Raw genomic sequence first — 21,808 nt, 5'->3', positions numbered from 1 at the left:
CCACGACCGCCACCATGCGGGCCTTCGTCTGCGACCGTTTCGGCCCGCCCGACTCCCTGCGGCTCACCGAGGTCCCCCGGCCCACTCCCGGGCCTGGAGAGGTGCTGGTGCGGATACACGCCACCTCCGTGAACCCGTACGACTGGCACCACCTGCGCGGTCAGCCCTATCTCGCGCGGGTCATGGGTGGCGGGGTCGGGCTGCGCCGGCCGCGGTTCCCCATCCTGGGGGCGGACGTTGCCGGGCAGATCGAGGCCCTCGGGCCGGGCGTCACGGGTCCGGAACCGGGCGACGAGGTGTTCGCCCTGCTCAGCCACGGTGGCTTCGCCGAGTACGTGTGCGTACGGGCCGACGAGCTGGCGCCGAAGCCGGCGAACCTGTCGTTCGCGCAGGCGGCCGCGGTACCGCTGGCGGCCTGCACGGCGCTGCTCGCCGTGCGCGACCAGGGGCGACTCCAGGCCGGGCAGCGTGTTCTCGTCAACGGCGCGTCGGGTGGGGTGGGCACGTTCGCGGTGCAGCTCGCTCGGTCATTCGGTGCGGAGGTCACCGGTGTCTGCAGCACCCGGAACACGAAGCTGGTCTCCTCCCTCGGCGCGAGCGAGGTCGTCGACTACACCACGGCCGACTTCACCCGGGCCGAACAGCCCTACGAGCTGCTGATCGACAACGCGGGGAGCCGCCCGGCTGCGGCCTGCCGCCGAGTGCTGACCAGGGGCGGGACCTTCGTCGCGGTCGGCGGGAACGCCGGCCGATGGGTGCAGCCAGCCGGCCATGTCTTCGCCGCCGTAGCCCAGTCGCCGTTCGTGCCCCAGCGGATGGTCATGGCCGAAATCGGCAGATGCACGGGCGCGGAGAACCGGGCGAATCTCGTGACGTTGACCCGCTTCCTCGAGAGCGGCGAGGTGACGCCGGTCATTGACCGCACCTACCCGTTCGAGGAGATGCCGACGGCCGTCGCCTACCAGGAGGAGGGCCACGCACCGGGAAAGGTCGTCCTCACCGTCGGGTGAGGACCGCGCCGCGCGAGCGCAACACGGTGCGCCTTTTCCTGACGTCCAGCGCGTGCGAACGGTTCACTCACACCGCTGTGATGTACCGCTCCGGTCTGTCGTTACCCAGCCGGAGAGCAGGGCGGTACGGTTGTCGCGCAGCTAGAAACAACGCCTCCGGACGAGTAGGGGTGGGCGAGTCCCGCAGATATCACCGGGGAATCGCCGACGAAGTACGGGCCCACGACGGCGTGGAACACCTGGCCTCGAAGAAGGAGCCGCAATGCACCTTGGGGCGCGCTGAGCGTGGATATTCGACTGCTCGATCTCGTCGGCGTCTTCGCCTTCGCGTTCTTCGGCGCAAGCAGCGCCACGGAGAGCCGCCTGAACCTCTGGGGTGTCATCACGTGCGGCACCCTCACGGCGCTTGGTGGCGGAACCGTCCGCGACCTTCTTCTCGACCGCCAGCCGGCCTACTTCCACGACTACGCCTACGTGTACGCGGTCATGGTCGCGGTGACGCTCGCCCTCGCCGGGCGCCGTCACGTCGACCGGATCTCCACCCCCATGGAGATCCTGGACTCGGTGGGACTGGTCGCCTTCTCCTACATCGGCGCGCAGGCCGCGCGCAACGCCGGGCTGGGCATCGTTCCGACACTCGGTTTCGCCGCGCTGACGGCGGTGGGTGGCGGCGCCTGTAGTGACGTCGTGGCCGGCAGGACGCCCATGGTGTTCAGGGACAGGTCCTGCCTGGTTCCGCCGCTCGTCCTCGGCGTGCTGTGCTGGACGATGGGCCCGCACTGCGAGGAGGCTCCCACCGCGACCGCACTGCTGATCGGCGTCCTCCTGCTCCGTGTCGGCACGGTGCACGGCGCGCGGCTGGCGCGGCGACGTCGACGTGAGGCCGTCCGTTCCGAGGCCCGGCCGACCCACCCGATCTCGTTGGGCGGAGGCGGCGGCCGACCTCGGGGCGGGCCCACAGCCGCGTTTCCCGAGCGTCTGGCTCTGAGTACGCGGCCGTCCTGGGCCGGCGAAGCCCCCGGCCCGGGGCGGCCGCGGAACGAGCCGGTCACCGCCCGAGCAGCGCGTTCAGAATCGCCAGCAGCTGGGCGGCCCCGAACACGTGGAGCAGGTTCGTCACGCCACAGAGCAGATTACCGAGCAGATTTCCGAGCCCGCCGACCGCGGTGATCTACAGCACCACCTGGCCCAGGTCGTCAGCGGGTAAGGCAGTCGTACGTGGCCAGAATGACCTCGAGGCCACGGCTGTCGCCTTCGCGCATCCGTCTCATCACGTACGACACGGCCATGCGGTGATCGGGGTCGAACAGCACGATCGAGCCGCCCCAGCCACCCCAGGAACAGGCCCGGCCCTCCAGCCGGTACCCCATGCCATAGCAGACCGGGCCGCCGCCCAGGACACGGTCCACACCGCGGAACTGCTCCTCCCAGGCACGTGCGCAGCCCGCCTCCGACAGCAGCCGCACCCCGCGCACGGATCCGCCACAGGCCAGCACGGACTGCGCGGCGGCGGCCGAGCGGGCGTTCCCATGCCCGTTCGCCGCCGGGATCTCCGCCCGCCGCCAGGCGACGGTGTTCGCTGCCGAGGCGTAGAGCCGCGGGCCGCCTTCGGTCTCGTCACCCTGACCCTCCTGGCCATCGCCCTCCTGGCCCGTCTCCTCCGGGGGATGGGCGAACTCCGACGGGGGCGGGATCACCGGAGCGACGCGGTGGTCGTGTTCCGCCGCGAGCCCGATGTGGAAGTCGAGGCCGAGCGGGCCGGCGACCTCCTCGGCGAAGAACGTCCCGAGCGTGCGGCCGGTGACCCGGCGGACCACCTCGCCGACCAGGTAGCCCTGGGTGATGCTGTGGTAGCCGGCGGCGGTGCCCGGCTCCCACTCCGGGGCCTGGGCTGCCAGCCGCTCCGTGACAGCCTGCCAGTCGTACAGATCCGCGATCGTCCGGCGGCCGTACAGCGTGGGCAGGCCGGCGGTGTGCGAGACGACGTGGCGGACCAGCAGGTTCTCCTTGCCAGCCGCGGCGAACTCCGGCCAGTACCGGGCGACCGGCGCGTCCAGGTCGAGCAGGCCGCGGTCGGCGAGGATCAACGCGCACAGGGCAGTCATCGTCTTCGTCGTCGACCAGACGTTGACGATCGTGTCCCGCTGCCAGGGAGTGGTGCGGGCGTCGTCGGCGTATCCGCCCCAGATGTCCACGACCGGTTCGCCGTCGATGTGGACGGCCACCGAGGCCCCGGCCTCGGTGTCGTCGGCGTCGAGCTGGGCCGCGAGGACCGCGCGCACGGGTTCGTAGGTGTCCGTGGCTGTGCCGCTTACCTCCGTCACACTCCGGACCCTAGGGCGGATCGTGAGGCTGATCCATCGAGTTTCCGCGGGGCCCGCCGTGTTTTGCCTGCTCCTGAGCGGCGACCCTGCCGGTACGGGAGACCACCAGGACGAGGAGGCACCAGGTGCAGAGCTCGCCGGAAACCCCCACCGGGACGTCCATCATCAGAACGCCCGCCCCCGGGACGTCCCCCTCCGGGGTCCGGGTCGTCGTCGTCGGGGCGTCCGGCAACGTCGGCACGAGCATCCTGGCGGCTCTCGACCGCGCACCCGCGATCGCCCGCGTCACCGGTGTGGCCCGCCGGCCGCCGCCCTGGAGCACGAACAAGAGCACCTGGGTGGCGGCCGACGTCGCCGAGGACGATCTGGACGACGTGTTCGCCGGCACCGACGTGGTCATGCACCTCGCGTGGCTGTTTCAGCCGACGCACGATCCGCTGACGACCTGGCGGACCAACGTCCTCGGCAGCACCCGGGTGTTCGAGGCCGCGGCGCGGGCGGGAGTCCCGGCGCTGGTGTGCGCCTCGTCGGTGGGGGCGTACTCACCCGGGCCGAAGGACCGTGCCGTCGACGAGAGCTGGCCGACCCATGGCTGGCCCGGCGCTGCCTACACCCGGGAGAAGGCCTACGTCGAGCGGGTCCTCGACACCTTCGAACGTGATCATCCGGCCATGCGGGTGGTCCGGCTCCGCCCGGGATTCATCTTCCAGCGGCGGGCGGCCAGCCAGCAGCGACGCCTGTTCGCCGGGCCGTTCCTGCCCGGCGCGCTGGTCCGGCCCGCCACGGTGCCGGTGATCCCCGACCTGCCCGGGCTGCGTTTCCAGGTGGTGCACGCCGAGGACGTGGGCGAGGCCTACCGGCTCGCCGCCGAGCGGACCGTGCGCGGGCCGTTCAACATCGCCACCGATCCCGTGGTCGACAGCCGGCTCCTCGCCGAAGCCCTCGACGCCCGGACCGTCCGACTGCCCGCGAAGGCGGCGCGGGCAGCGCTCGCGGCGGCCTGGCGCCTGCACCTGGTACCCACCGAACCCGGGCTCCTCGACGCCGTCCTGCGCCTGCCCCTCATGGACACGACCCGGGCCCGGACGGAACTCGGCTGGGTACCACGGCACGACGCCCACACCGCGTTGCAGAGCTTCCTCGTCGGACTCCGACAGGGCGCCGGCGAGGGCACCGCGGCCCTCGCCCCGAGCACACCCGCAGGCCGGGTGCGCGAGGTCCTCACCGGCGTCGGCCGCCGCCCCTGACCACCGGCGCCTGATCCACGGTTTGAACCCTCTCGATCGGAGAATCGGTTCACCATGACCTCGATCATGACCTCGACCCATCACGACGCCTCGATCGTCCGGCTGCGGGACGCGATCAACGGGCACGATCCGGCCGCCGTGGCCGCGTGCTTCACCGAGGACTACCGCACCGAGGTGCCGCTGCACCCCTCCCAGGGGTTCACCGGCAACCAGAAGGTCCGCGAGAACTGGACGGCCATCCTCGCGCGCACTCCCGATCTCCACGCGGACGTCCTGCGTTCGACCTCGGACGGAGCCGAGACCTGGTCGGAGTGGGAGATGCGCGGCACCGCGACGGACGGGGCGGCGACCCTGATCCGCGGAGTGGTCATCTCCGGGGCCGCCGACGGGCGGATCGCCTGGACCCGGTTCTTCCTGGATCCGGTGTTCGAGGCCTCCTGACCCTTCCGAAGCGAAGCCGACAGCGCCGAAGCAAAGCCGACAGCGCCGTGACCGGCCGGGGCGAACCCCGCCGGTCACGGCAACGGCACTATGGCCGCAGGACGACCTTCACGACACCGTCCTGCTTGCGCTGGAACATCTCGTAGGCCTGGGGTGCCTCGTCGAGCGGCAGGACGTGGGTGGCGAACCCGTCGACGCCGAGCGGGTCGTCGTCCGTGAGCAGCAGCAGGATCTCCGGCACCCACCGGCGGACGTTCGCCTGGCCCATCCGGAGCTGGATCTGCTTGTCGAACAACGTCATCATCGGTAGCGGGTCGGCCATCCCGCCGTACACGCCGCTCAGCGAGATCGTCCCGCCGCGGCGGACGATGTCGATCGCCGAGCGCAGCGCGCCGAGCTGGTCGACACCCGCGGTCCGGGCCAGCGGCGCCCCCACCGCGGCCGGCAGGCGAGCGGCGACCTGGACCATCGCCCGGGCCACCGGCGTGCCGTGGGCCTCCATCCCGACCGCGTCGATCACCGAATCCGGCCCCCGCCCCGCGGTCATGTCACGCAGGACGTCCCCGAGATCGTTGCGGTGCTGCCGAAGGTCGAGCACCTCGACGCCGCGGGCGGCGGCGCGGGCGAGCCTGTCGGGGACCAGATCGACGGCGATGACCCGGGCACCCTCGTGCGCCGCCACCCGCGCGGCCATGTCCCCGATCGGGCCGAGGCCAAGGATCACCACCGTCCCGCCCTTGGGGACCGCCGCGTACCGCACCGCCTGCCACGCGGTCGGCAGGACGTCCGACAGGTACACGAAACGCTCGTCGGCCGGACCCTCGGGGACCTTGATGTGCGTGGCGTCGGCGTGCGGAATCCGCAGATACTGGGCCTGCCCGCCGGGAACCTGCCCGTAGAGCTTCGAGTACCCGAACAGGGCCGCCCCCGTCCCCTGGTCGCGGACCTGCGTCGTCTCGCACTGCGAGTACAGCTGCTCGTGGCACATGAAACATGCGCCGCACGAGATCTGGAACGGCACGACGACCCGCTGGCCCACCGTGAGGTCACCGACGTCGTCCCCGACCGCCTCGACGACACCCATCGCCTCGTGGCCGAGAATGTCGCCGGGCGTCATGAAGGCCGCCAGCGGCTCGTAGAGGTGCAGGTCCGACCCGCAGATGTTGGTACTGGTCACCCGGATGACCGCGTCACCCGGCTGCTCGATCCGCGGGTCGGGCACCTCGTCGACCCGCACGTCCCGCCGGCCGTGCCATGTCACTGCCTTCATCGTCGCTCTCCCGCCTGTTCCCGCCCGTCGCATCACCCGTTCCTGACGAGCCCGTCCCCGGACCCCCGGCACCGAAACGCCCCCGACGGGAGGCGCGGGAAGGCGTGCATCGATTGCGAGTGCGGAGATAAGTCGATAAAGTGGCTCTCGGTGTGCCGGGAAGTCTGGTCGGCGAAGCAGTTTGTGCTGTCCGAAGCCGTATTTGCCGACTTCCCCTGGAGGCCTCTGATCGCCGATATCGCTGCTCTGCCTGGGCCGACGCCCGGCCGCAGCCATTTCTGACTCACCATCCGCCGAGGTGCTGACATTCCATCTGGCGTGCCGTGGTGGATTTCTTCACGCTACCCCGAAAGGGGACGATATGCCCTTTCCCGGATATCCATGAACACCCGTTCCCGGCCCCTCTCCGAGGCCGCGACCGCCGAGGCAGGAAACGCGGGCCGGCTCGGCCGCAGCCCGGTACTGCGGGCGGCACTGCTCGGGATCTCGGCCAGCCTGGTCGGCTTCACGGTCATCGCCGCCTACACCGCCTGGCAGACACAAATCTTCACGAGCATGTTCATCGCCGACGCGGGTGTCGCCGTGATTGTCGTGCCGCTGTGGTGGGGGGTACGGGGTCTGCGTTTCCGGCATTCCGCCACCCAGCCCGGGCGCACCATGGTCGCTGACGCCCGGATCGGACGGCGGATCGAGAGGACCGGCCTCACCCATCCGACTACCTGGCTCATGCTGCGCGAAATCGGAAACCCGGTGCCGTACGGCTGGCAGCGGGTGATGTGGCATCCGGCGGTCGAAGAAACACCGGAGAACGTCCGAGTGATGGTGCGGGGGAAGCCGGCGCGCCCGGGGCCGACGGGACCGCTCGTCATCGAGCTGCCCGGCGGCGTCCGTCTCGTGCCCGTCGGGAGGGTCCGGCGGACACCACCGAAGGGGTATGAGCTGACCTCCCGTCCCGGCGTACACGTCGAACTCGGGTCTGACGGCAGGCCTGTCGTTCTCCGTGACGATTCGCCGCTGCCCCCACATTGGTGGCGCCGTGCTCCACTGCTTGTGCTCGTCGGCATCCTGGCGGGCGGTGCGCTCGGCTTCGCGGTGGGTGGGGCGGTCACGGTTCTTCCCGGGTCCGTGCTTCTCGCCACTCTGTTTCTCGACGGCTGGACGCTCACCGGGGGCGAGCCGTGAGCGGACGACGACGCCCGCCCGCCGCGCACTTCGTCGCCGAGGCCGTCCGCCGGCGCATGCCCGGGCACTGGTCGGCCATGAGCCGACTGTCCCGGACGTCGGCGCTGGTGCTGCTGTTCGCCGGACTGGCGCTGGGCCAGATCGCGGCCAGGCTCAGCGACCACCGCGCGATCTCGCTCCTCGGCCTGCTCTGCCTCGCGGGAATGCTGCTCGTGTTCGTCGTCCAGGGCTGGCGGGAGCCGCAGGGCCGGGGTGGCCGGGGCTGACCGCCTCGACCGGGCCGATCACGCCGACCTTGACTGGCCGAGCTGGGCGGGGCTCGCGGTCACGGGCTCGCGGTCACGGGCTCGGGGGGTCCTGCGGGCGGACGGTGAGGATCTGCCGGGCGTGCCCGACCGGGCCGGCGAGGTCGTGCAGGACGGTGCTGGTGAGTCCCTGGCCGGTGTCACCGAAGACGACCGTGGTGTCCAGGCCCGCCCACCTGCCCTGGGGCTGGCGGTGGAGGTGCACCGTCAGGTCGAGGTTGGGGAACATCCAGGCGGTGGGCGGCTGGCGTACGGCGATGCCGTTGGCGGTGTCGACGAGCGCGACGAAGGAGGCCAGAGGGCTGGCTGCCTCCCCGGCGACGAGGTCGACGCGGCTGGAGATCCAGGCGGTGGTGCGTCCCGGCCGCGGCTCGGTGAGCGGTCGGACGTTTACCGAGTCGATGTAGCCCCCGCGCCACACCGTGCTCAGTGGCCAGGGCGCGAGCGTGTCGGGATGCGGGAGCTGCTCGGCGCCGCCGCCTGCGACGCTGCTGCTGTCCAGCACCGCGAGATTCCACGCCCGGGCCCGGACGAGGGGCCGGTCAGCCATGAGCACGGTGGCTTCGACCAGCTCGATGGTGCGGCCGGGCCGGACGGTCTCCACCCGGATCTCGCACTCGTCGAGGGCAGGACTCCCGAGGATGTCGAAACTGATCCGGCCCAGGACCATCTCGCCGTGCGGACGCGCCGCCGTGTGGTGGTCGATCGCGTGGACGATGAGACCACCGAGCGGGCTGAAGTGCTGCTCGTCATCGTGCCAGGCGCCGCCCGCGTGGCTGGTGGGCTTGAATCGATGCTCGCCCGTGCGCACGTAGTAGCTGTCCGACGTCGGTCCGCTGGTCGACAAGTGGCTCTCCTCTGGCATGGCGGGCAGCCGGCATGAGCAGCAACGACGCGGACGGAGACCCCGATTCCACCCGGGCGGTCCCAGGTCGCGCCCGCGACCTGGCGGTCACCGACAGGCGGTCACCGACGGGCGCGACCTGGGACTGGCGGTCACCTGGTGGTGGGCTGGAGTTCGTCCGAGGTCCGGGCGTCCGCGGGAGCCCCGGGAGCCCCGGGAACGGGGGATGCCTCGGAGACCTCGGAGGCCGGCGAGGACGGGGACGCCGGTGACGCCGGTGACGCCGGGATGCCGTGGTTCCGCAGGAGGGCGGCGACGCCGGCCGCGGCGAGGGTGACGGCGACCGCCGCGCACAGCAGTGCCGTCCGCATGCCGCTGACGAACGCGTCCTGCGCGTGGGCCTGGACGGCACCGCCGAGGTGGGATGCGACGGCAAGTGACGAACGTGCCTGCTCGGCCAGAGCCGACGGCTGGCCGGGCAGGTCCAGACTGCTGCGGTAGGAGGCAGCCAGGACGCTGCCGATGACGGCGATGCCCAGCGCGCCGCCGAGTTCCCGCGCGAGATCGTTCACTGCGGAACCGACGCCCTGCTTCGACGCGGGCAGCGCCTCGGTGATCGCGGTCGTCGCCGGCGCCATGGCAGCACCCATGCCCGCTCCCAGCGGAACCAGGCCCGCGACGATCAGCCAGTAGCTGCTCGTGGCATCGACCCGGGAGAGCATGACGAGACCCGTGGCGATCAGGACGAGCCCGGCGACGCAGACGTTCCTCGCGCCGAGGTGCGCGGCAAGGCGTGGCGTCTGGCGGGCGACGGGCATCATGGCCGCCGCCATCGGCAGCATGCTCACGGCGGCGAGCAGGGCGCTGTCACCGCGGACGAGCTGCAGGTACTGGAGCACGACGAAGATGAAGCCGAAGAAGGCGAAGAACTGCACCAGGATGGACAGCGTGCCGGCGGAGAACGCCCGGTGCCGGAACAGTCGCGGGTCGAGCAGCGGGTGGGCCTGGCGCAGCTCCCACGCGACGAAGCCGCCGAGCACGCCGAGGCCGGCCGCGATTCCGCCCAGGGTGCGCGCACTCAGCCAGCCGGCGTTCGGCGCCTCGATCACCGAGTAGACGAGCGCGACCAGGCCGACGACGGCGACGATCGCGCCGACCGCGTCGAGCCGGGGAGCGTGCCGGTCGGCCGACTCGGGGACGAAGCGCAGCGTTCCGGCGATCGCCGCCGCCGCGAGCACGACGTTGAGCGCGAACAGTGACCGCCACGAGAACGCCTCGAGGAGCAGCCCGGTGGCGAGCAGACCGATGACGGCGCTGCCGCCGGCCACGGCCGCCCAGGTGGCGACCGCCCGCGGCCGCTGGGCCTCGGGGAACGTGGCGGTGATCGTCGACAGGGTGGCCGGCATGACCAGTGCGGCGCCGAGCCCGAGCACGCCGCGCAGCACGATCAGGGCACCGGCCGTCGACACCGTCATCGCCACCACGGAGCCGGTGCCGAACACGGCGAGGCCGATGAGCAGTGCCCGTCGGCGCCCGTAACGGTCACCGAGGGCGCCGGCCGGAAGCAGCAGCGAGGAGAAGATCAACGAGTAGGCGTCGACCACCCAGGCCAGCTGGGTCTGGCTCGCCCGGGTGCTGCGGGCGATGTCGGGCAGCGCCACGTTGAGCGAGGCCATCGCCGCGACGACGGTCGCGAGCGCGACGCACACCACGACCATGACCGGGCCCTGCCCGGGCCCCGAGGTCCCTGATCTTTCCCTGACTGCCATGACCGGCCGCCCTCCAGTGATTTCAACACCGCTGAATTATGACTGTGACAGACGTCCGGCTAGAATTCAACAGTGCAGAATAAGACTGTGGGCCGAGGGCGCCGCCCGGGCGGCTCGGACACGCGCGAACGGATCCTGACCGCGGCCCGCGAACGGTTCCTCACAGACGGATACCAGGCGGTGACGCTTCGCTCAGTGGCGGCCGCCGCCGGCGTCGACGGCGCCCTGCCGAGCTACTTCTTCGGCTCCAAGCAGGGCCTGTTCGCCGCATCGATGTCCCTCGCCGTCAACCCGGCGGACGTCCTCGATCCCCTGCTCGCGGGGGAGAGCGACGGGCTGGCGGAGCGCGTGCTGCGCGGGATGCTGGGCGTCTGGGACGACCCGACCTCGGGGCCGCCGCTGCGCACGATGCTGACGACGGCGATGACGGACCCGGCACTGACCCGCCTCGTCCGGGAGGCGGTGGGGCGGGAGCTCATCGACCGCCTGACCGCCCGGTTCGGCGGGCCGGACGGCCCGGAACACGCCGCCGCCTTCAGCTCGCAGGTGGCCGGCCTGATCCTCAGCCGCTACGTCCTGGAGCTGGAACCGATCGCCTCGATGACCCCCGACGCGATCGTCCATCGGTGCGCACCCGCCCTGCAGACCATCGTGGACGCCGCCACGCAGACCTGACACCACGGTGAAGACCTGACCTGACGCCAGGGAGCGCCACCTGCCGACCGGGCGACGTCGGCGGGGCGCACCGGCTCAGCCCGGCCTGGCCTCGCCACCGACGGGGGTGAGCACCTGCCCGCTGTAGTAGTTCGACAGCTGCTCCGATCAGTCTCCGGGCCAGGCACCGGTGAGACGGTGAAAGCCGACGGCACCCGCACGCTCGAACGCGGTCTTCGTGGCGGCGAAGACGGCGCCCTGCAGCGCGGCGGCGGCCACGACCTTGCCGAAGTTGTAGTCCGCACGCAGCGCCGAGGGCGTCTCGTCCTCGCCGGCGGCGGCCACCCAGACCCGCGTCACGACCATGCCGGAGACGGTTCCGGCCAGCAGGCCGCCGAGCAGGCCGATCGGCTTGTACGCGATCTTCGCGCTCTTGCTCACGCGCTCCTCCTACGAAAGGTGACAACCGTCGTCGACACGCTTCGTCGCCGCTTGAACGCCGGTGCCATGTTCGGACGGGTATCCCCCCGCGAGGCCGCGTAAATCCAGGTTTCACCGCTTCCCGCCGCCGCTGTCCACTACCGGCACCATCGATCCGCCGCTCGTTTTGGCGCGGAACGGGCGGGAATCTGCGTGCCTACCGCCGCCCGCCGGCCACAGCGCCGGCGCTGTCTCCGGGCGGACGGCCGCGAGAGGAGCGAGCTGATGGGAAACGACAGCCGTCGACCGGCGGACACCGCGGCGCGAGTCGCCGCCGGGTGGCGTGACCCGGCCCGGCACGGCGGCATCAGCGGACCACTGGACGATGACGTCCTCGCCCGCCGCACCGCGAAGGAACGAGCCGACGCCGGCCTCCCCCGCAGCGAGAAGGACGCGCCGGCCAGCACCAGCCCGTCCCTGAACTGAACCCGCCACGCCCCGCTGGGCGGGGCCGGGCCGGGCCGCCAGCGTCCCACCCACGGCGGCCCGGCTTTCGGGCGGCATAACCGGTTATCACCCCCTGTCAGGGGCAGGTCCTTCCCGTTCAGCTGGCGGAGCCTGTCCAGCTGATGGAGAGGGCGAGGTGGGACTGATGACCCGGGCTGCACGCGGGCCCGCCACCCCGGCGCGGGCGCGGTACGTCACTGGGAAACCGCGACCAGGCCACGCGCGGGGACGGGGGAAGCCGTCAATCCCCGCCGTGCAGGCACCGCGGGCACGGGCACCGCGGGTGACGACGCTGACCGCCTCGGACGGCGTCCCTCTTCATGTCGAGGAGTCCGGGCCCGACGACGCGGAGTTGACCCTGGTCTTCGTGCACGGCTTCTGCATGACCGCGGACGCCTGGTCCTTCCAGCGCCGCAACCTCGCCGACCTGGGGCGGACGGTCTGCTACGACCAGCGCGCCCATGGACGGTCAGGACCGTCCGACGCCGGGCACTGCACCATCACCCAGCTCGCCGACGACCTGCGCCGCGTCATCGAGGACCGGGTGCCCACCGGCCCGATCGTGCTCGTCGGGCATTCGATGGGCGGGATGGCCATCCTCGGGCTGGCGGAGGCACACCCGGAACTGTTCGATGACCGCGTCGTCGCCGTGGCCCTGCTGTCCACCAGCGCGGGCGGGCTCGCCCGGTCGCTTCTCGGACTGCCCGCCGCGGTTGCCAACGCGGTGCGCCGCGCGCTGCCCGGGGTGGCTGTCGCGATGCGGCACTCACCGCCGCTGCTCGAACGGACCAGGTTGCGGGGCAGCTCGGTGTCGAAGGCCCTGACCCGGCGGCTCGGCTTCGGCACGACCCGGGTGCCGGACGCGGTGGTCGGACGACTCGAGGCGATGATCGCGGATACGCCGATCCCCGTGGTCGGCGCCTTCCTGCACACCCTGCTCGACCACGACCGGCTGGCGGCGGCGGGTGTGCTGCGCGACGTCCCGACCCTGCTGCTCGTCGGCGACGCCGATGTCATGACCCCCTTGGAACACAGCCGGACACTCGCGGAAGCCCTGCCCCAGGCCGAGCTCTCGGTGGAGGCCGGCGCCGGGCACGCGGTGATCCTCGAACGCCCGAACGCCGTCAGCGCCCGCATCCGCGAGCTCGTCAACCGCGCGGCACCGGTCCGGCGCAGACGCCGGACCGGGAGTCAGGTGCCGGGGCATGAGGCCGGCCCCAGCCGAGAACTTCTTCGCAGCCTGCCCTAGCATGGTCGGCTGCACGGCGGAAGGTAGTCAGATCACCGCGTTGAGCGCACATTGATCCGAACAGCTTCGGCCGTCGCGGCCGTCCGCGATCCGTCGCGACGTGCCCCGATCCTCTGGCCCAGGGAGAAGCCGGCGTGCCCGGAATCAGCAATCGCGGCGGCAGATGGCGGACAGGCTGGCGCGACCACGCCGTCACCATCGCGATCAACGTCGTTCTTCTCGGGGCGGTGATCTGGGGACTGGTCGCCCTCCACTCCGACGACTCCGCGGCCAGGGACCCGGCGGGCGGGAACGCGGCGGCCGGAGGTGACACCGTCACCCCGTCGCCGACGACGTCCACGGACCCGTCCGTCGAGCTCCTGAACGTCGACTTGCTGACCGGGCACTGCTACTCCTGGGACCAGGACAAGACCATGTCCGATGTGGACGACGTCCCGTGCGCGGGCCCGCATCTGTTCGAGGCGGCCGGTCGGGCCTCACTGTTCGCCGACCACCCGATCTCCGACCTCTACCCCACCCCCGACCAGTGGGGCGAGATCATCCATCGGTCCTGCCCGGACATCATCCGCGCCTACCTCGGCTACCCACTCGACCCCTACGGACGCTTCGCCGCCGGCGGGATCCACCCCGAGGAACTGGGCTGGGACCGCGGCGAACGATTGATGACCTGCGGCATCGTCTCGAGCGATTCTGTGGGGGACGCCCGCGTTTTCCGGTTGTTCGAGGGTGGGGCCCGAGGTGCCGGCCAGGCGCGGATCGACGACCAGGCACGGGTCGACGAGCAGATCGGCTTCGCCGGCGATGCGGGCACACCCGCGCTGGTCACCGGCCTGACGGCGGCTCCGGCCGGCTGACCTCCGGACCTCGGGCTCTGGAACGCGGGCTCCGGGCCGATGGGGCCAGCGGGACCGGGTCTGCCCGAAGGGGCCGCCCGACCACGGGCAGTCCGCTCACCTGCACCGAAAGCGACGCGTGTCGCGGGTGGCGAAGCCACCCGGAAGAGAAAAGGTTTGTTGCCCGGTGGCCCGGGTACTCGTGGATCAGCGGCGCGGGGCGAAAGCACCGACAGTCGAGAAACATCCGGAGAGCACATTCTCGATACCGAGGTGTGCCACAGAGGCCCGGACGCGGATTTTTTCCTCACGACGAAGGTGGTCAACGTGCTCTGGTTCATTGTCAGCATGATTGTTCTCGGTCTCATCGCAGGCGCGGTGGCGCGGCTGGTCGTGCCGGGCCGTGACCCGATGAGCATTCCGGCAACCATTCTTCTGGGTGTCGTCGGTTCTTTCATCGGCGGCCTGCTCGGCTATGTTCTCTTCGGTCATGACCTCAGCGAGGGCGCGCTGCAGCCGTCCGGGATCATCGGTTCCATCATCGGCGCGATCGCCGCTCTCCTGATCTGGCGTGCGGTGCAGAGCCGCGGCCACAGCCGCACCCACGCTCGGCACTGACCCGACCGGGGCACCAGCTCCTCGCCCCGCGCGGCACGCCGCAACGCGAGAAGCCGACCAGTCCACGGGCTGGTCGGCTTCTCGCGTTGCGCAGCGCCGCGGGAGACGGACGACGGTGGTGGCGGCGTAGGAGAAGGGGCGGCGGCGCCCGGCAACTGCCGGGTGCCGCCGCCCCTTGGCGAAGCTTCGTCGTTCTGGTCAGCGCCTGGTGCTCTTGAGGTTCTCGCCCGCCTGCTTCACGTCTCCGCCGATCTTCTCCGCGGCGCCCCGGGCTTCCATCTCCCGGTCGCCGCTGACCCGGCCCGCGGTTCGCCTGCTGCGCCCCGTGAAGCGTTTCAGGGCATTCCTCGCTTTGTCGACCATGCTCATCGGAAACTCCTCCTTCGGGTACCCACGGGGGTGCGGACGCTGTGCGGCATACCCGGCCTCGGCACGGTCACCCGCGCAGGCCGAAACAGCGGCGCGGGGGCACGGCAGCGCGACTGAAGGCGGGCGAAGCCAGCCGGCCCGGCTCGGATTCTGGTTGTTATGACCCGCGTTTGCGGGGTAGATCGTCGACATGAATGATCTGGGTGTAGTTGGTGCCCTTGCCGCGATCACGCTTATCGTGATCGGAGTTCTGCTTGCTTTCACCACCGCCATTTCCTGGGACACGCCGACCACCTTCGGGGTCTTCGGGATCCTGCTCGGTGCGATCGGTCTGTTCGGCGGAGGCATCGGATCGCTGGTCCGTCGCCGCGCCTGACACCACGGAGGGGTGGAGCCCGCGTGTCAGTACGTCTGCCAGCCGCCCGGCTCCACCCCGCCGGGGATGCCCGAGGCTGGGTCGTAGGGCGCGCGGGTGAAGACGAAGGTGCCGATGTCCAGCTGGGAGGCGGTGCCGTCCGGCGCCCGGACGACGCGCAGCGTCTCGCCCGCGTAGTAGTCGTCCAGCCCGGTCCAGGTGCCGTCCGGTTCGGCGCGGAAGCGGGCGCCACGGCCAGTCTCGCCCTGGGGTACGAGCTCGAGTCCACGGTCAGCGCGCAGGTGCAGCAGGTGTGGCGCCGGCCCCCAGTGCCACAGGCCGGTGAGCGCGAGAAGCTCGGGATCAGCCGCCGCGAGTGGTCGCCAGGGCTCCGGGATCCGCGGTTCGTGCTCGGCGACGATCCGGATCAGATCCGCGGCGATCAGCTCGACCTCCGGGCCGGCGGTCACGTTCGCGAGGACGACGGCGGCGAGGTCGTCCCGCGGGCTCACCAGCAGGCTGGCCAGGAAGCCCGGCATGGAACCGTCGTGGCCGTACAGGACCTGGCCGTCCTGGCGTCGCAGGTGCAGGCCGAGCCCGTAACCGGTGGTCCAGTCGTCCGCCCCGTCCGGGCCGGACGAGGGCTGGCGCATCTCGGCGAGGGTGTCGGCGCTCAGGACGCCGTCGGCGCCGCGGGCCAGGAACGCGGCCCAACGGGAGAGGTCGGCGGCGGTCGACCAGAGCTGGCCCGCCGGCGCCATCACGCCGGTGTCCTCCAACGGCTCGGGCAGCATCACATCCGCCCACGGGTGGACGGCGAAGCCCCCGGCGTGCGGGGGCTTCGGGGTCAGTGTGGTCCGGGTGAGGCCGAGCGGCGCCAGCAGCTCCTGGTGCAGCACCTCACCCCATGGCTGCCCGCGCAGCCGGCTCACCAGTGCGCCGAGCAGCGCGAAGCCAGGGTTCGAGTAATGGAACCGGCGGCCCGCCGGATGGCGCACCACCGGCGCGCCGAACACGTCACCGAGCTGTGGCCGCAGCGTGCCGGGGGTGCGTTCCCACCACGGCCCGGGCGGCTCGGACGCGAGACCCGAGGTGTGGCCGAGCAGCTGGGCGATCGTCAGCGACCCGACCCCGGCACCCGTCCCGGCCTCTGCTCCGGCCGTAGTGGTGGCGGTGGCAGTGGTGGTGGCGGTGGCAGTGGTGGTGGCGGCGGGCAGGTGACGCTCCAGCGGGTCGGCCAGGTCCAGCGCGCCCTCGTCACGCAGGCGCATGACCTGCACCGCGACGAAGGTCTTGGTGATCGAACCGATCCGGTACTGGACGTCGGCGTCGGGGCTGTGCCCGTCGATCATGCTCCTGCCGTCAGTCCAGACCAGCTCTCCGGCCCGTACGACGGCGCCGACCAGCGAAGGCGTGCGCCCCTCCGCCTGCCCGACGGCCAGCCGGTGCAGCAGCGCCCGGCGGGTGCCCGGCAGAAGCTCCTCAGGAAACACCGTCATCGCCGGCTCGCTGACCATCCCCGCAGGATCTTCTCATCGGCCGACAGCTGCCACTGCTTTCCGCCGCACCCGCCACCGGACGCGGGCCGGCATCGGACGCGGGCCGCAGCGGACTCCGGCAGCATCGGACGCGGGCGGCAGCGGACGCCGGCAGCAGCGGACCGGGTCAGCTCCGGACTGCCTCAGTGCTGGTCCGGGTCGATGCCGAGCATCCGCGCGGTGGCGCGCAGGGTGGCGCAGACCTGGCCGTCGGGGACGCTCCAGGGCCCGTTGTCGCCCTCGCAGTCGTGCCGGTAGCCGTGCAGCTCGGTGATCTCCCGCAGGCCGGCGCAGAACGCGAGCACGGCGGCCGGGTTCCACCGGGCGACGTGCTCGGCGGCCGGGAGCGCGACCCCCGTCATACCGGCGACCTGTCGGGCGTTCCAGATGGACGGCCCGGGAACGGCACGCGCGATCTGCTCGAGCCGGTCGATGCCGTCGATGATGCGGGCCCGAAGGTGAGGCACGGTCTCCCCGGTTGCCGGTCGGTAGGGCCAACGCCGAGCCGCTGGCCGGACCGGCGGCCGCGCCGGAGAGCCTGGCCGCGTCGTTGGGAGGCCGGGGCTGTTCAGCCGTCCGCAGGGCCGGTCCGCTCAGAGCTGACCGTGGTTGGGTGGGAGCACGCCGTTGAGCACGTGATTGCCGATGTGATGGTATTTCCAGTCGACGGGGTCGTGGCTGGCGTGGGTGCGGGCGTTACGCCAGTGCCGGCTGAGATCGTGGCGTTCGTCGGCGGCGCTGGCGCCGGTGAGGGCGAACAGGTCACTGGCCACCTCGGTGGCGATGTCGCAGGCGAACGCCTTCGCCTGGGCCACGGCGAGGGAGCCGCGGGCGGCCTGGTCGGCGTCCGCCGGGTGCCTCCCGACGTCCTGGAGTTCACCGGCGGCCCAGCGCAGGAGCTGTTCGGCGGCGCGGACCCGGGTGACGAGCCGGCCGTGGCGCAGGATGGTGTGCGGGTCCTGGCCGGCCGAGTCGGCCCACCCGCCGCGCGCCGCCTCGAAGAACGGCCGTGCGCGAATGCGCACGAACTCCGTCGCGTCGCGCAGCGCGCCACCGGCGATGCCCACCTGGATGGCGGCGTGCACCAGCTGGGCCCGGGCGCCCAGCTGCTGCGGGACCTCGAAAGCGCGGTGGTAGGGCACGACGAGCGCCGGGTCGACGGGGGCGGCCCGCAGCGTCGTCGTGCCGCTCACCGTGGCACGCTGCCCCATCACGTCCCAGTCGGTGTCCACATCGACGCCGGGGGCGTCCCGCTCGACGAACGCGACGACGAGACGATCCGATTCGTCCAGGGCGCTGACCGCGATCCAGCGGGCGGTGACCGACCCGGTGCAGTAGTACTTCGTCCCGTCGAGGCGCAGTCCCGCGCCGTCGGCGCGCAGCCGGGTGCGCAGGTCCTGCGCGTGCCGGCCGCCGCGCTCCGCCAGCGCGTTGCCGATCCGGGCACCGGCGAGGACGTCGGCGAACAGCCGCTGCCGCTGGTCGTCACTCCCCCACACGGCGAGGACGTCCACGAACAGGAAGTGGGCCTGCGGTGTCTGGGCGATGGCCGGGTCGACCGCGGCGATGATGCGGACGACCTCGGCCAGGGTGACCGGTGAGACGTCCGGCCCGCCGTGCTCCGCCGGCACGGTGACCCCCAGCAGGCCGCTGCCGTCCAGAGCGGCCAGGGCCGCCGCCGGCACGGCACCGGACCTGTCCCGCTCGATCACGCTGTCGGCGATCGACTCGGCGTAGCTCCGCGCCACGGCGAGCGCCGCCGCGTCCGACCCGATCACCGGTGCGGCTGCCCGCATTCCACCCGACTGCCGAACCATCCCCGTCCCCCGTCCCCTGTGCCCTGCCCCTGTGCCCTGCCCCTGCGTCCTGACCGGCCCGGCTGATCCGGCGTGCGGCGTACCGTCGCCGGAACGAGCATTTCCGCACTGTGCGGCCTCCGGGAGCCATCTGTCGGCCTGTGGACACGGCGGCGTTGGCAGACAGCCCTGCCACAGTCCGGGTGCGGGTGGTTCCACCGACCACCTGTGTGCTTTGGCCGACGCAGCGGCATCCCACGCACTTTCGGACCTCCCCCGGGATGTGGGTGATCCGTGCTGTTCAGACGGGATGACATCGTTCGGTCCGGGTGAGCCGCGCTCGCGTCCGGGACGGAGACAACCGTGACGCCCGCCCAGGAAACACCGACGACGCCTGTCAGATCCACACTGGATGATGTTCGCCCCCCGGAACGCGGGCCGCGACGGGCCCGGCAACACCGGTGGGTCGAGTGGCACGGGTGATGGGAACGGCACGAGCGGCGCGCCGGAACGGCCACCCGCCGGCACCTGAACCCCCGGGGCCCGGTCCTTCCGGTCAGACGGCCGAGGCTGTGCCGGCCGCTGCCGCCGGGCCGGCCGCGTTCAGGGTGAAGACCACCCGGGTGCCGCCGGAGTACTCGGTGTCGAGCCAGATTCGTCCGCCGTGGTATTCGATGATCTTCTTGCACAGCGCGAGGCCGATGCCGGTGCCGGGAAACTCGTCACGGGCGTGGAGCCGTTGGAAGATGACAAAGACACGGTCGCTGTACTGAGGATCGATACCGATGCCGTTGTCCGTCACGCTGATCTGCCACTGGTCGCCGGCCCGCACGGCACCGACATGAATGACCGGGGCGCGGTCGGGGTGGCGGAACTTGACGGCATTGCCGAGCAGGTTCGTCAGCAGCATCTCCAGGTGCGAGGGATGCCCGATGACGGCCGGGAGCACGTCGTGGGAAAGCTCTGCGCCCGCCTCCTGAACGGTCAGCGCGAGGCTGTCGGTGGCGCGGTCGTAGACCTGCTCGAGTTCCACGGTCTCGGCGGGCTGATCCGCGCGGCCCGCACGGGAGAACGCGAGCAGATCCTGGATGAGTCGCTGCATGCGCGTCGCGCCGTCGACGATGAAGCCGATGTACTGGTCGCCCCGCTCGTCGAGCTGGCCGGCGTAGCGGCGTTGCAGCAGCTGGCAGAAACTCGTCACCTTACGAAGCGGTTCCTGCAGGTCGTGGGAGGCGACGTAGGCGAACTGCTCGAGGTCGGTGTTGGAACGACGCAGCTCGTCAGCCTGGCGATCAACCTTCAGGCGGGCCTGTTCGGACGTCGTGTAAGCCTCGGCGAGCCGGCTTCGCATCAGATCAACAGCCCAGGCAACGGTCTGGATGTCCGCGGGGCCACCGGAGCGGATCGGATGATCGAAGCTGCCGGCGGTGACCCGCTCCGCATCGCCGGCAAGCCGGGCCAGCGGCCCGGACACGGCCCGGCGCAGCCCCACGAACGCCAGCACCGCCACGACGAGGATCACGGCCGCGATCGCGGCGAAGGTCCAGTTCCGCAGGGTGCGGACAGCGACCAGGTCGGCGCGCGCCTGCACACGGGCCTCGGTCAGCTGCCTGTTCAGGGTAATGCTCGCGGCGCGTAGCGCGTCGAAGGCTGCCTTGCCGGCTCCCGCCTGCGCTGTGGCGAGCGGCACGGGTCGGCCGGACGGCGCGGCCACGATCGGGTCCGCGTACCTCTCGTGCCAGCTGTCCGCCCGGGTCAGCAGCGCGTCGAGGGCGGCGGTGCGCTCGCCGTCCGCGGTCAGCAGCTGGCGCAGCTCGCGCACGGCACGGTCCTGCTCCGCGACCCCGAGGCGATAGGGCTCGAGGAAGTCGGCATGGCCGGTCATTCCGTAGCCGCGCACCCCCGTCTCCTGGTTCACCAGCGAGGCGTCCAGCCGCACCGCGGCGATCAGGGCAGGGGTGCTCCGGTCGACCAGCCGCTGGTTCACCGTCGTCCCGTGGGCCAACAGCCAGGCACCGGTCAGACCGAGCACGACGAGCATCGCCAGGGTACCTCCCACCCCGACGGTCAACCACCGGCTGGTCGTCCACCCGATGGGCATCCGCCGAGTGGCCGGTCCGGGCTCCGGCTCGAGTGCCGGCTCCGGCGAAGCCGCGGCTGCCCCGCTCGCCGGGTGGTCGAGCTCGTCGGAGACAGCCTCATGCGATGCCACGTTCCCTACTTTCCGCCGGCCACCCGCACCAGCCCACCGACCGGGTGGTGCGGACCCACCCGCGCCGAAACGCCGTCGCCGGCCTCGGGTGCCCGGGAACGGAGCAGCGCGACTGTGAGCCATCGCAAACTACGGCACCGGCAGCCGCGCCTCATGATCTCGCACCCTCCTTACGGTAAAACGTGCAGGCAGGATCGGCCGCCCATCCCTCATTGTGATCATCATGAGGGCTTCGCGGACATGCGATGATGACGCGGCGCCCCTGACACCACCCGAGCACGGGGCCGATGGAGACCATGCTTATGACCGCTGCCGCGCCGAGCCGCCCCTACGACATCCTTCTCGCCGAGGACGACGCCGGTGACGCCCTGCTCGTCGAGGAGGCTTTCCTCTCCCGCGGGCTCGGCCAGCTCCTGCACACCGTCGGCGACGGGGTGGAGGCGCTGGAATACCTTCGGGACCCGGCCAGGCGCCGGCCCGATCTGATCATTCTTGATCTGAACATGCCACGGATGGACGGCCGCGAGACGCTGGCCGCGATCAAGGCCGACAGCTCGCTGCGGACCATTCCCGTCGTCATCCTGACGACCTCGGACGCACCTGACGACGTCGCCGGCAGCTACGAGCTCCACGCCAACGCCTACGTCTGCAAACCGACGGACCTCGACGCCTTCCTCGACACCGTCCACACCATCGATGACTTCTACCTCGGCCTGGTACGCCTGCCACGGCCCTGACCGTGCGACCGTGCCGTGCTGGCACACGCCTGGCGGCCTCGCCGTAGCGGCACGCACGAGCTGGCGCGACCGCCCCGCCGGCGGCCGACCGGTGGTCCTGGCCACTGACAGCCTCCGCGAGCCGCTGA

At 71.7% G+C, this 21,808-nt stretch carries 23 protein-coding genes; 13 read left to right on the top strand and 10 right to left on the bottom strand.

The features are described 5' to 3' along the window. Nucleotides 1-14 precede the first annotated feature (14 nt). Nucleotides 15-1,010 carry an NAD(P)-dependent alcohol dehydrogenase gene (locus tag AB1460_RS11040; RefSeq protein WP_368960892.1) on the top strand — a complete coding sequence of 332 codons (996 nt, stop codon included), beginning with the start codon at nucleotides 15-17 and terminating at the stop codon, nucleotides 1,008-1,010. A 285-nt stretch (nucleotides 1,011-1,295) separates the two neighbouring features. Further along, complete coding sequence (locus AB1460_RS11035; RefSeq protein ID WP_368960822.1) at nucleotides 1,296-2,180, top strand: trimeric intracellular cation channel family protein; 885 nt, start codon at nucleotides 1,296-1,298, stop codon at nucleotides 2,178-2,180. Nucleotides 2,181-2,206: 26 nt separating this feature from the next. On the opposite strand, the gene AB1460_RS11030 is transcribed toward AB1460_RS11035, so the two are convergent. After that, nucleotides 2,207-3,334: a serine hydrolase domain-containing protein gene (locus AB1460_RS11030; protein WP_368960821.1), complete on the bottom strand. Its 1,128-nt coding sequence runs from the start codon at nucleotides 3,332-3,334 to the stop codon at nucleotides 2,207-2,209. A gap of 164 nt (nucleotides 3,335-3,498) precedes the next feature. Here AB1460_RS11030 and AB1460_RS11025 point away from each other — a divergent pair, with 164 nt between their 5' ends. Together AB1460_RS11025 and AB1460_RS11020 are read left to right on the top strand one after the other, a co-directional pair. Continuing rightward, on the top strand, nucleotides 3,499-4,581 hold the full coding sequence (locus tag AB1460_RS11025; RefSeq protein WP_368960890.1) for an NAD-dependent epimerase/dehydratase family protein: 1,083 nt from the start codon (nucleotides 3,499-3,501) through the stop codon (nucleotides 4,579-4,581). Nucleotides 4,582-4,635: 54 nt separating this feature from the next. Beyond that, the gene (locus tag AB1460_RS11020) at nucleotides 4,636-5,022 is read left to right on the top strand and encodes a nuclear transport factor 2 family protein (RefSeq protein WP_368960819.1); all 387 of its coding nucleotides are present in this window, start codon (nucleotides 4,636-4,638) and stop codon (nucleotides 5,020-5,022) included. A gap of 88 nt (nucleotides 5,023-5,110) precedes the next feature. On the opposite strand, the gene AB1460_RS11015 is transcribed toward AB1460_RS11020, so the two are convergent. Continuing rightward, nucleotides 5,111-6,292 carry an alcohol dehydrogenase catalytic domain-containing protein gene (locus AB1460_RS11015; protein ID WP_368960817.1) on the bottom strand — a complete coding sequence of 394 codons (1,182 nt, stop codon included), beginning with the start codon at nucleotides 6,290-6,292 and terminating at the stop codon, nucleotides 5,111-5,113. A 381-nt stretch (nucleotides 6,293-6,673) separates the two neighbouring features. On the opposite strand from AB1460_RS11015, the gene AB1460_RS11010 reads away from it, so the two are divergent. After that, complete coding sequence (locus tag AB1460_RS11010) at nucleotides 6,674-7,474, top strand: hypothetical protein (RefSeq protein ID WP_368960815.1); 801 nt, start codon at nucleotides 6,674-6,676, stop codon at nucleotides 7,472-7,474. Then, the gene (locus AB1460_RS11005) at nucleotides 7,471-7,740 is read left to right on the top strand and encodes a hypothetical protein (RefSeq protein ID WP_368960813.1); all 270 of its coding nucleotides are present in this window, start codon (nucleotides 7,471-7,473) and stop codon (nucleotides 7,738-7,740) included. The genes AB1460_RS11010 and AB1460_RS11005 overlap by 4 nt, the downstream gene beginning before the upstream one ends. A 73-nt stretch (nucleotides 7,741-7,813) precedes the next feature. Here the strand turns inward: AB1460_RS11005 and AB1460_RS11000 are convergent, their stop codons facing one another. Beyond that, nucleotides 7,814-8,626, bottom strand: a complete 813-nt coding sequence (locus AB1460_RS11000) for a thioesterase family protein (protein ID WP_368960811.1) — start codon at nucleotides 8,624-8,626, stop codon at nucleotides 7,814-7,816. Nucleotides 8,627-8,775: 149 nt separating this feature from the next. After that, a complete protein-coding gene (locus AB1460_RS10995) occupies nucleotides 8,776-10,392 on the bottom strand; it encodes an MFS transporter (RefSeq protein ID WP_368960809.1) in 1,617 nt (538 codons plus the stop codon). A 72-nt stretch (nucleotides 10,393-10,464) separates the two neighbouring features. Between AB1460_RS10995 and AB1460_RS10990 the strand changes: the two genes are divergently transcribed. Then, nucleotides 10,465-11,067, top strand: coding sequence for a TetR/AcrR family transcriptional regulator (locus AB1460_RS10990; RefSeq protein ID WP_368960808.1), 603 nt, complete (start codon nucleotides 10,465-10,467; stop codon nucleotides 11,065-11,067). A gap of 147 nt (nucleotides 11,068-11,214) precedes the next feature. Here the strand turns inward: AB1460_RS10990 and AB1460_RS10985 are convergent, their stop codons facing one another. After that, nucleotides 11,215-11,487, bottom strand: a complete 273-nt coding sequence (locus AB1460_RS10985; RefSeq protein ID WP_368960807.1) for a DUF4235 domain-containing protein — start codon at nucleotides 11,485-11,487, stop codon at nucleotides 11,215-11,217. 264 nt (nucleotides 11,488-11,751) lie between these two features. Between AB1460_RS10985 and AB1460_RS10980 the strand changes: the two genes are divergently transcribed. The 4 genes from AB1460_RS10980 to AB1460_RS10965 all read left to right on the top strand — a co-directional run bounded on the left by AB1460_RS10980 (nucleotide 11,752) and on the right by AB1460_RS10965 (nucleotide 14,673). Then, complete coding sequence (locus AB1460_RS10980; protein ID WP_368960806.1) at nucleotides 11,752-11,952, top strand: hypothetical protein; 201 nt, start codon at nucleotides 11,752-11,754, stop codon at nucleotides 11,950-11,952. A gap of 304 nt (nucleotides 11,953-12,256) precedes the next feature. Further along, the gene (locus AB1460_RS10975) at nucleotides 12,257-13,222 is read left to right on the top strand and encodes an alpha/beta fold hydrolase (RefSeq protein ID WP_420497245.1); all 966 of its coding nucleotides are present in this window, start codon (nucleotides 12,257-12,259) and stop codon (nucleotides 13,220-13,222) included. 134 nt (nucleotides 13,223-13,356) lie between these two features. Beyond that, nucleotides 13,357-14,076, top strand: coding sequence for a septum formation family protein (locus tag AB1460_RS10970; RefSeq protein ID WP_368960802.1), 720 nt, complete (start codon nucleotides 13,357-13,359; stop codon nucleotides 14,074-14,076). 327 nt (nucleotides 14,077-14,403) lie between these two features. Next, entirely contained in the window at nucleotides 14,404-14,673 is a 270-nt protein-coding gene (locus AB1460_RS10965; protein ID WP_420497251.1) for a GlsB/YeaQ/YmgE family stress response membrane protein, read from the top strand. Between the two features lie 198 nt (nucleotides 14,674-14,871). On the opposite strand, the gene AB1460_RS10960 is transcribed toward AB1460_RS10965, so the two are convergent. Then, a complete protein-coding gene (locus AB1460_RS10960) occupies nucleotides 14,872-15,042 on the bottom strand; it encodes a CsbD family protein (protein ID WP_368960801.1) in 171 nt (56 codons plus the stop codon). Nucleotides 15,043-15,232: 190 nt separating this feature from the next. Between AB1460_RS10960 and AB1460_RS10955 the strand changes: the two genes are divergently transcribed. Further along, nucleotides 15,233-15,418, top strand: coding sequence for a magnesium transporter accessory protein (locus tag AB1460_RS10955; protein ID WP_368960799.1), 186 nt, complete (start codon nucleotides 15,233-15,235; stop codon nucleotides 15,416-15,418). A 26-nt stretch (nucleotides 15,419-15,444) separates the two neighbouring features. On the opposite strand, the gene AB1460_RS10950 is transcribed toward AB1460_RS10955, so the two are convergent. The 4 genes from AB1460_RS10950 to AB1460_RS10935 form a co-directional block, all read right to left on the bottom strand. Next, entirely contained in the window at nucleotides 15,445-16,896 is a 1,452-nt protein-coding gene (locus tag AB1460_RS10950; protein WP_368960798.1) for a serine hydrolase domain-containing protein, read from the bottom strand. Nucleotides 16,897-17,078: 182 nt separating this feature from the next. Next, complete coding sequence (locus AB1460_RS10945; RefSeq protein ID WP_368960796.1) at nucleotides 17,079-17,402, bottom strand: DUF6221 family protein; 324 nt, start codon at nucleotides 17,400-17,402, stop codon at nucleotides 17,079-17,081. A gap of 126 nt (nucleotides 17,403-17,528) precedes the next feature. Next, nucleotides 17,529-18,752 (bottom strand): SfnB family sulfur acquisition oxidoreductase, encoded by a 1,224-nt coding sequence (locus AB1460_RS10940; protein WP_368960795.1) that lies wholly within the window; start codon nucleotides 18,750-18,752, stop codon nucleotides 17,529-17,531. Between the two features lie 535 nt (nucleotides 18,753-19,287). Then, nucleotides 19,288-20,832, bottom strand: a complete 1,545-nt coding sequence (locus tag AB1460_RS10935) for a sensor histidine kinase (protein WP_420497250.1) — start codon at nucleotides 20,830-20,832, stop codon at nucleotides 19,288-19,290. A gap of 413 nt (nucleotides 20,833-21,245) precedes the next feature. Here AB1460_RS10935 and AB1460_RS10930 point away from each other — a divergent pair, with 413 nt between their 5' ends. Further along, a complete protein-coding gene (locus AB1460_RS10930) occupies nucleotides 21,246-21,680 on the top strand; it encodes a response regulator (RefSeq protein ID WP_368960887.1) in 435 nt (144 codons plus the stop codon). The last annotated feature ends 128 nt before the right edge of the window (nucleotides 21,681-21,808 follow it).

It is taken from the genome of Parafrankia sp. FMc2 (genome assembly GCF_041008525.1).
GTDB lineage: Bacteria > Actinomycetota > Actinomycetes > Frankiales > Frankiaceae > Parafrankia.
Note: the sequence above shows the minus strand (reverse complement) of the source record. Positions and strands in the feature narration are given on the sequence as shown.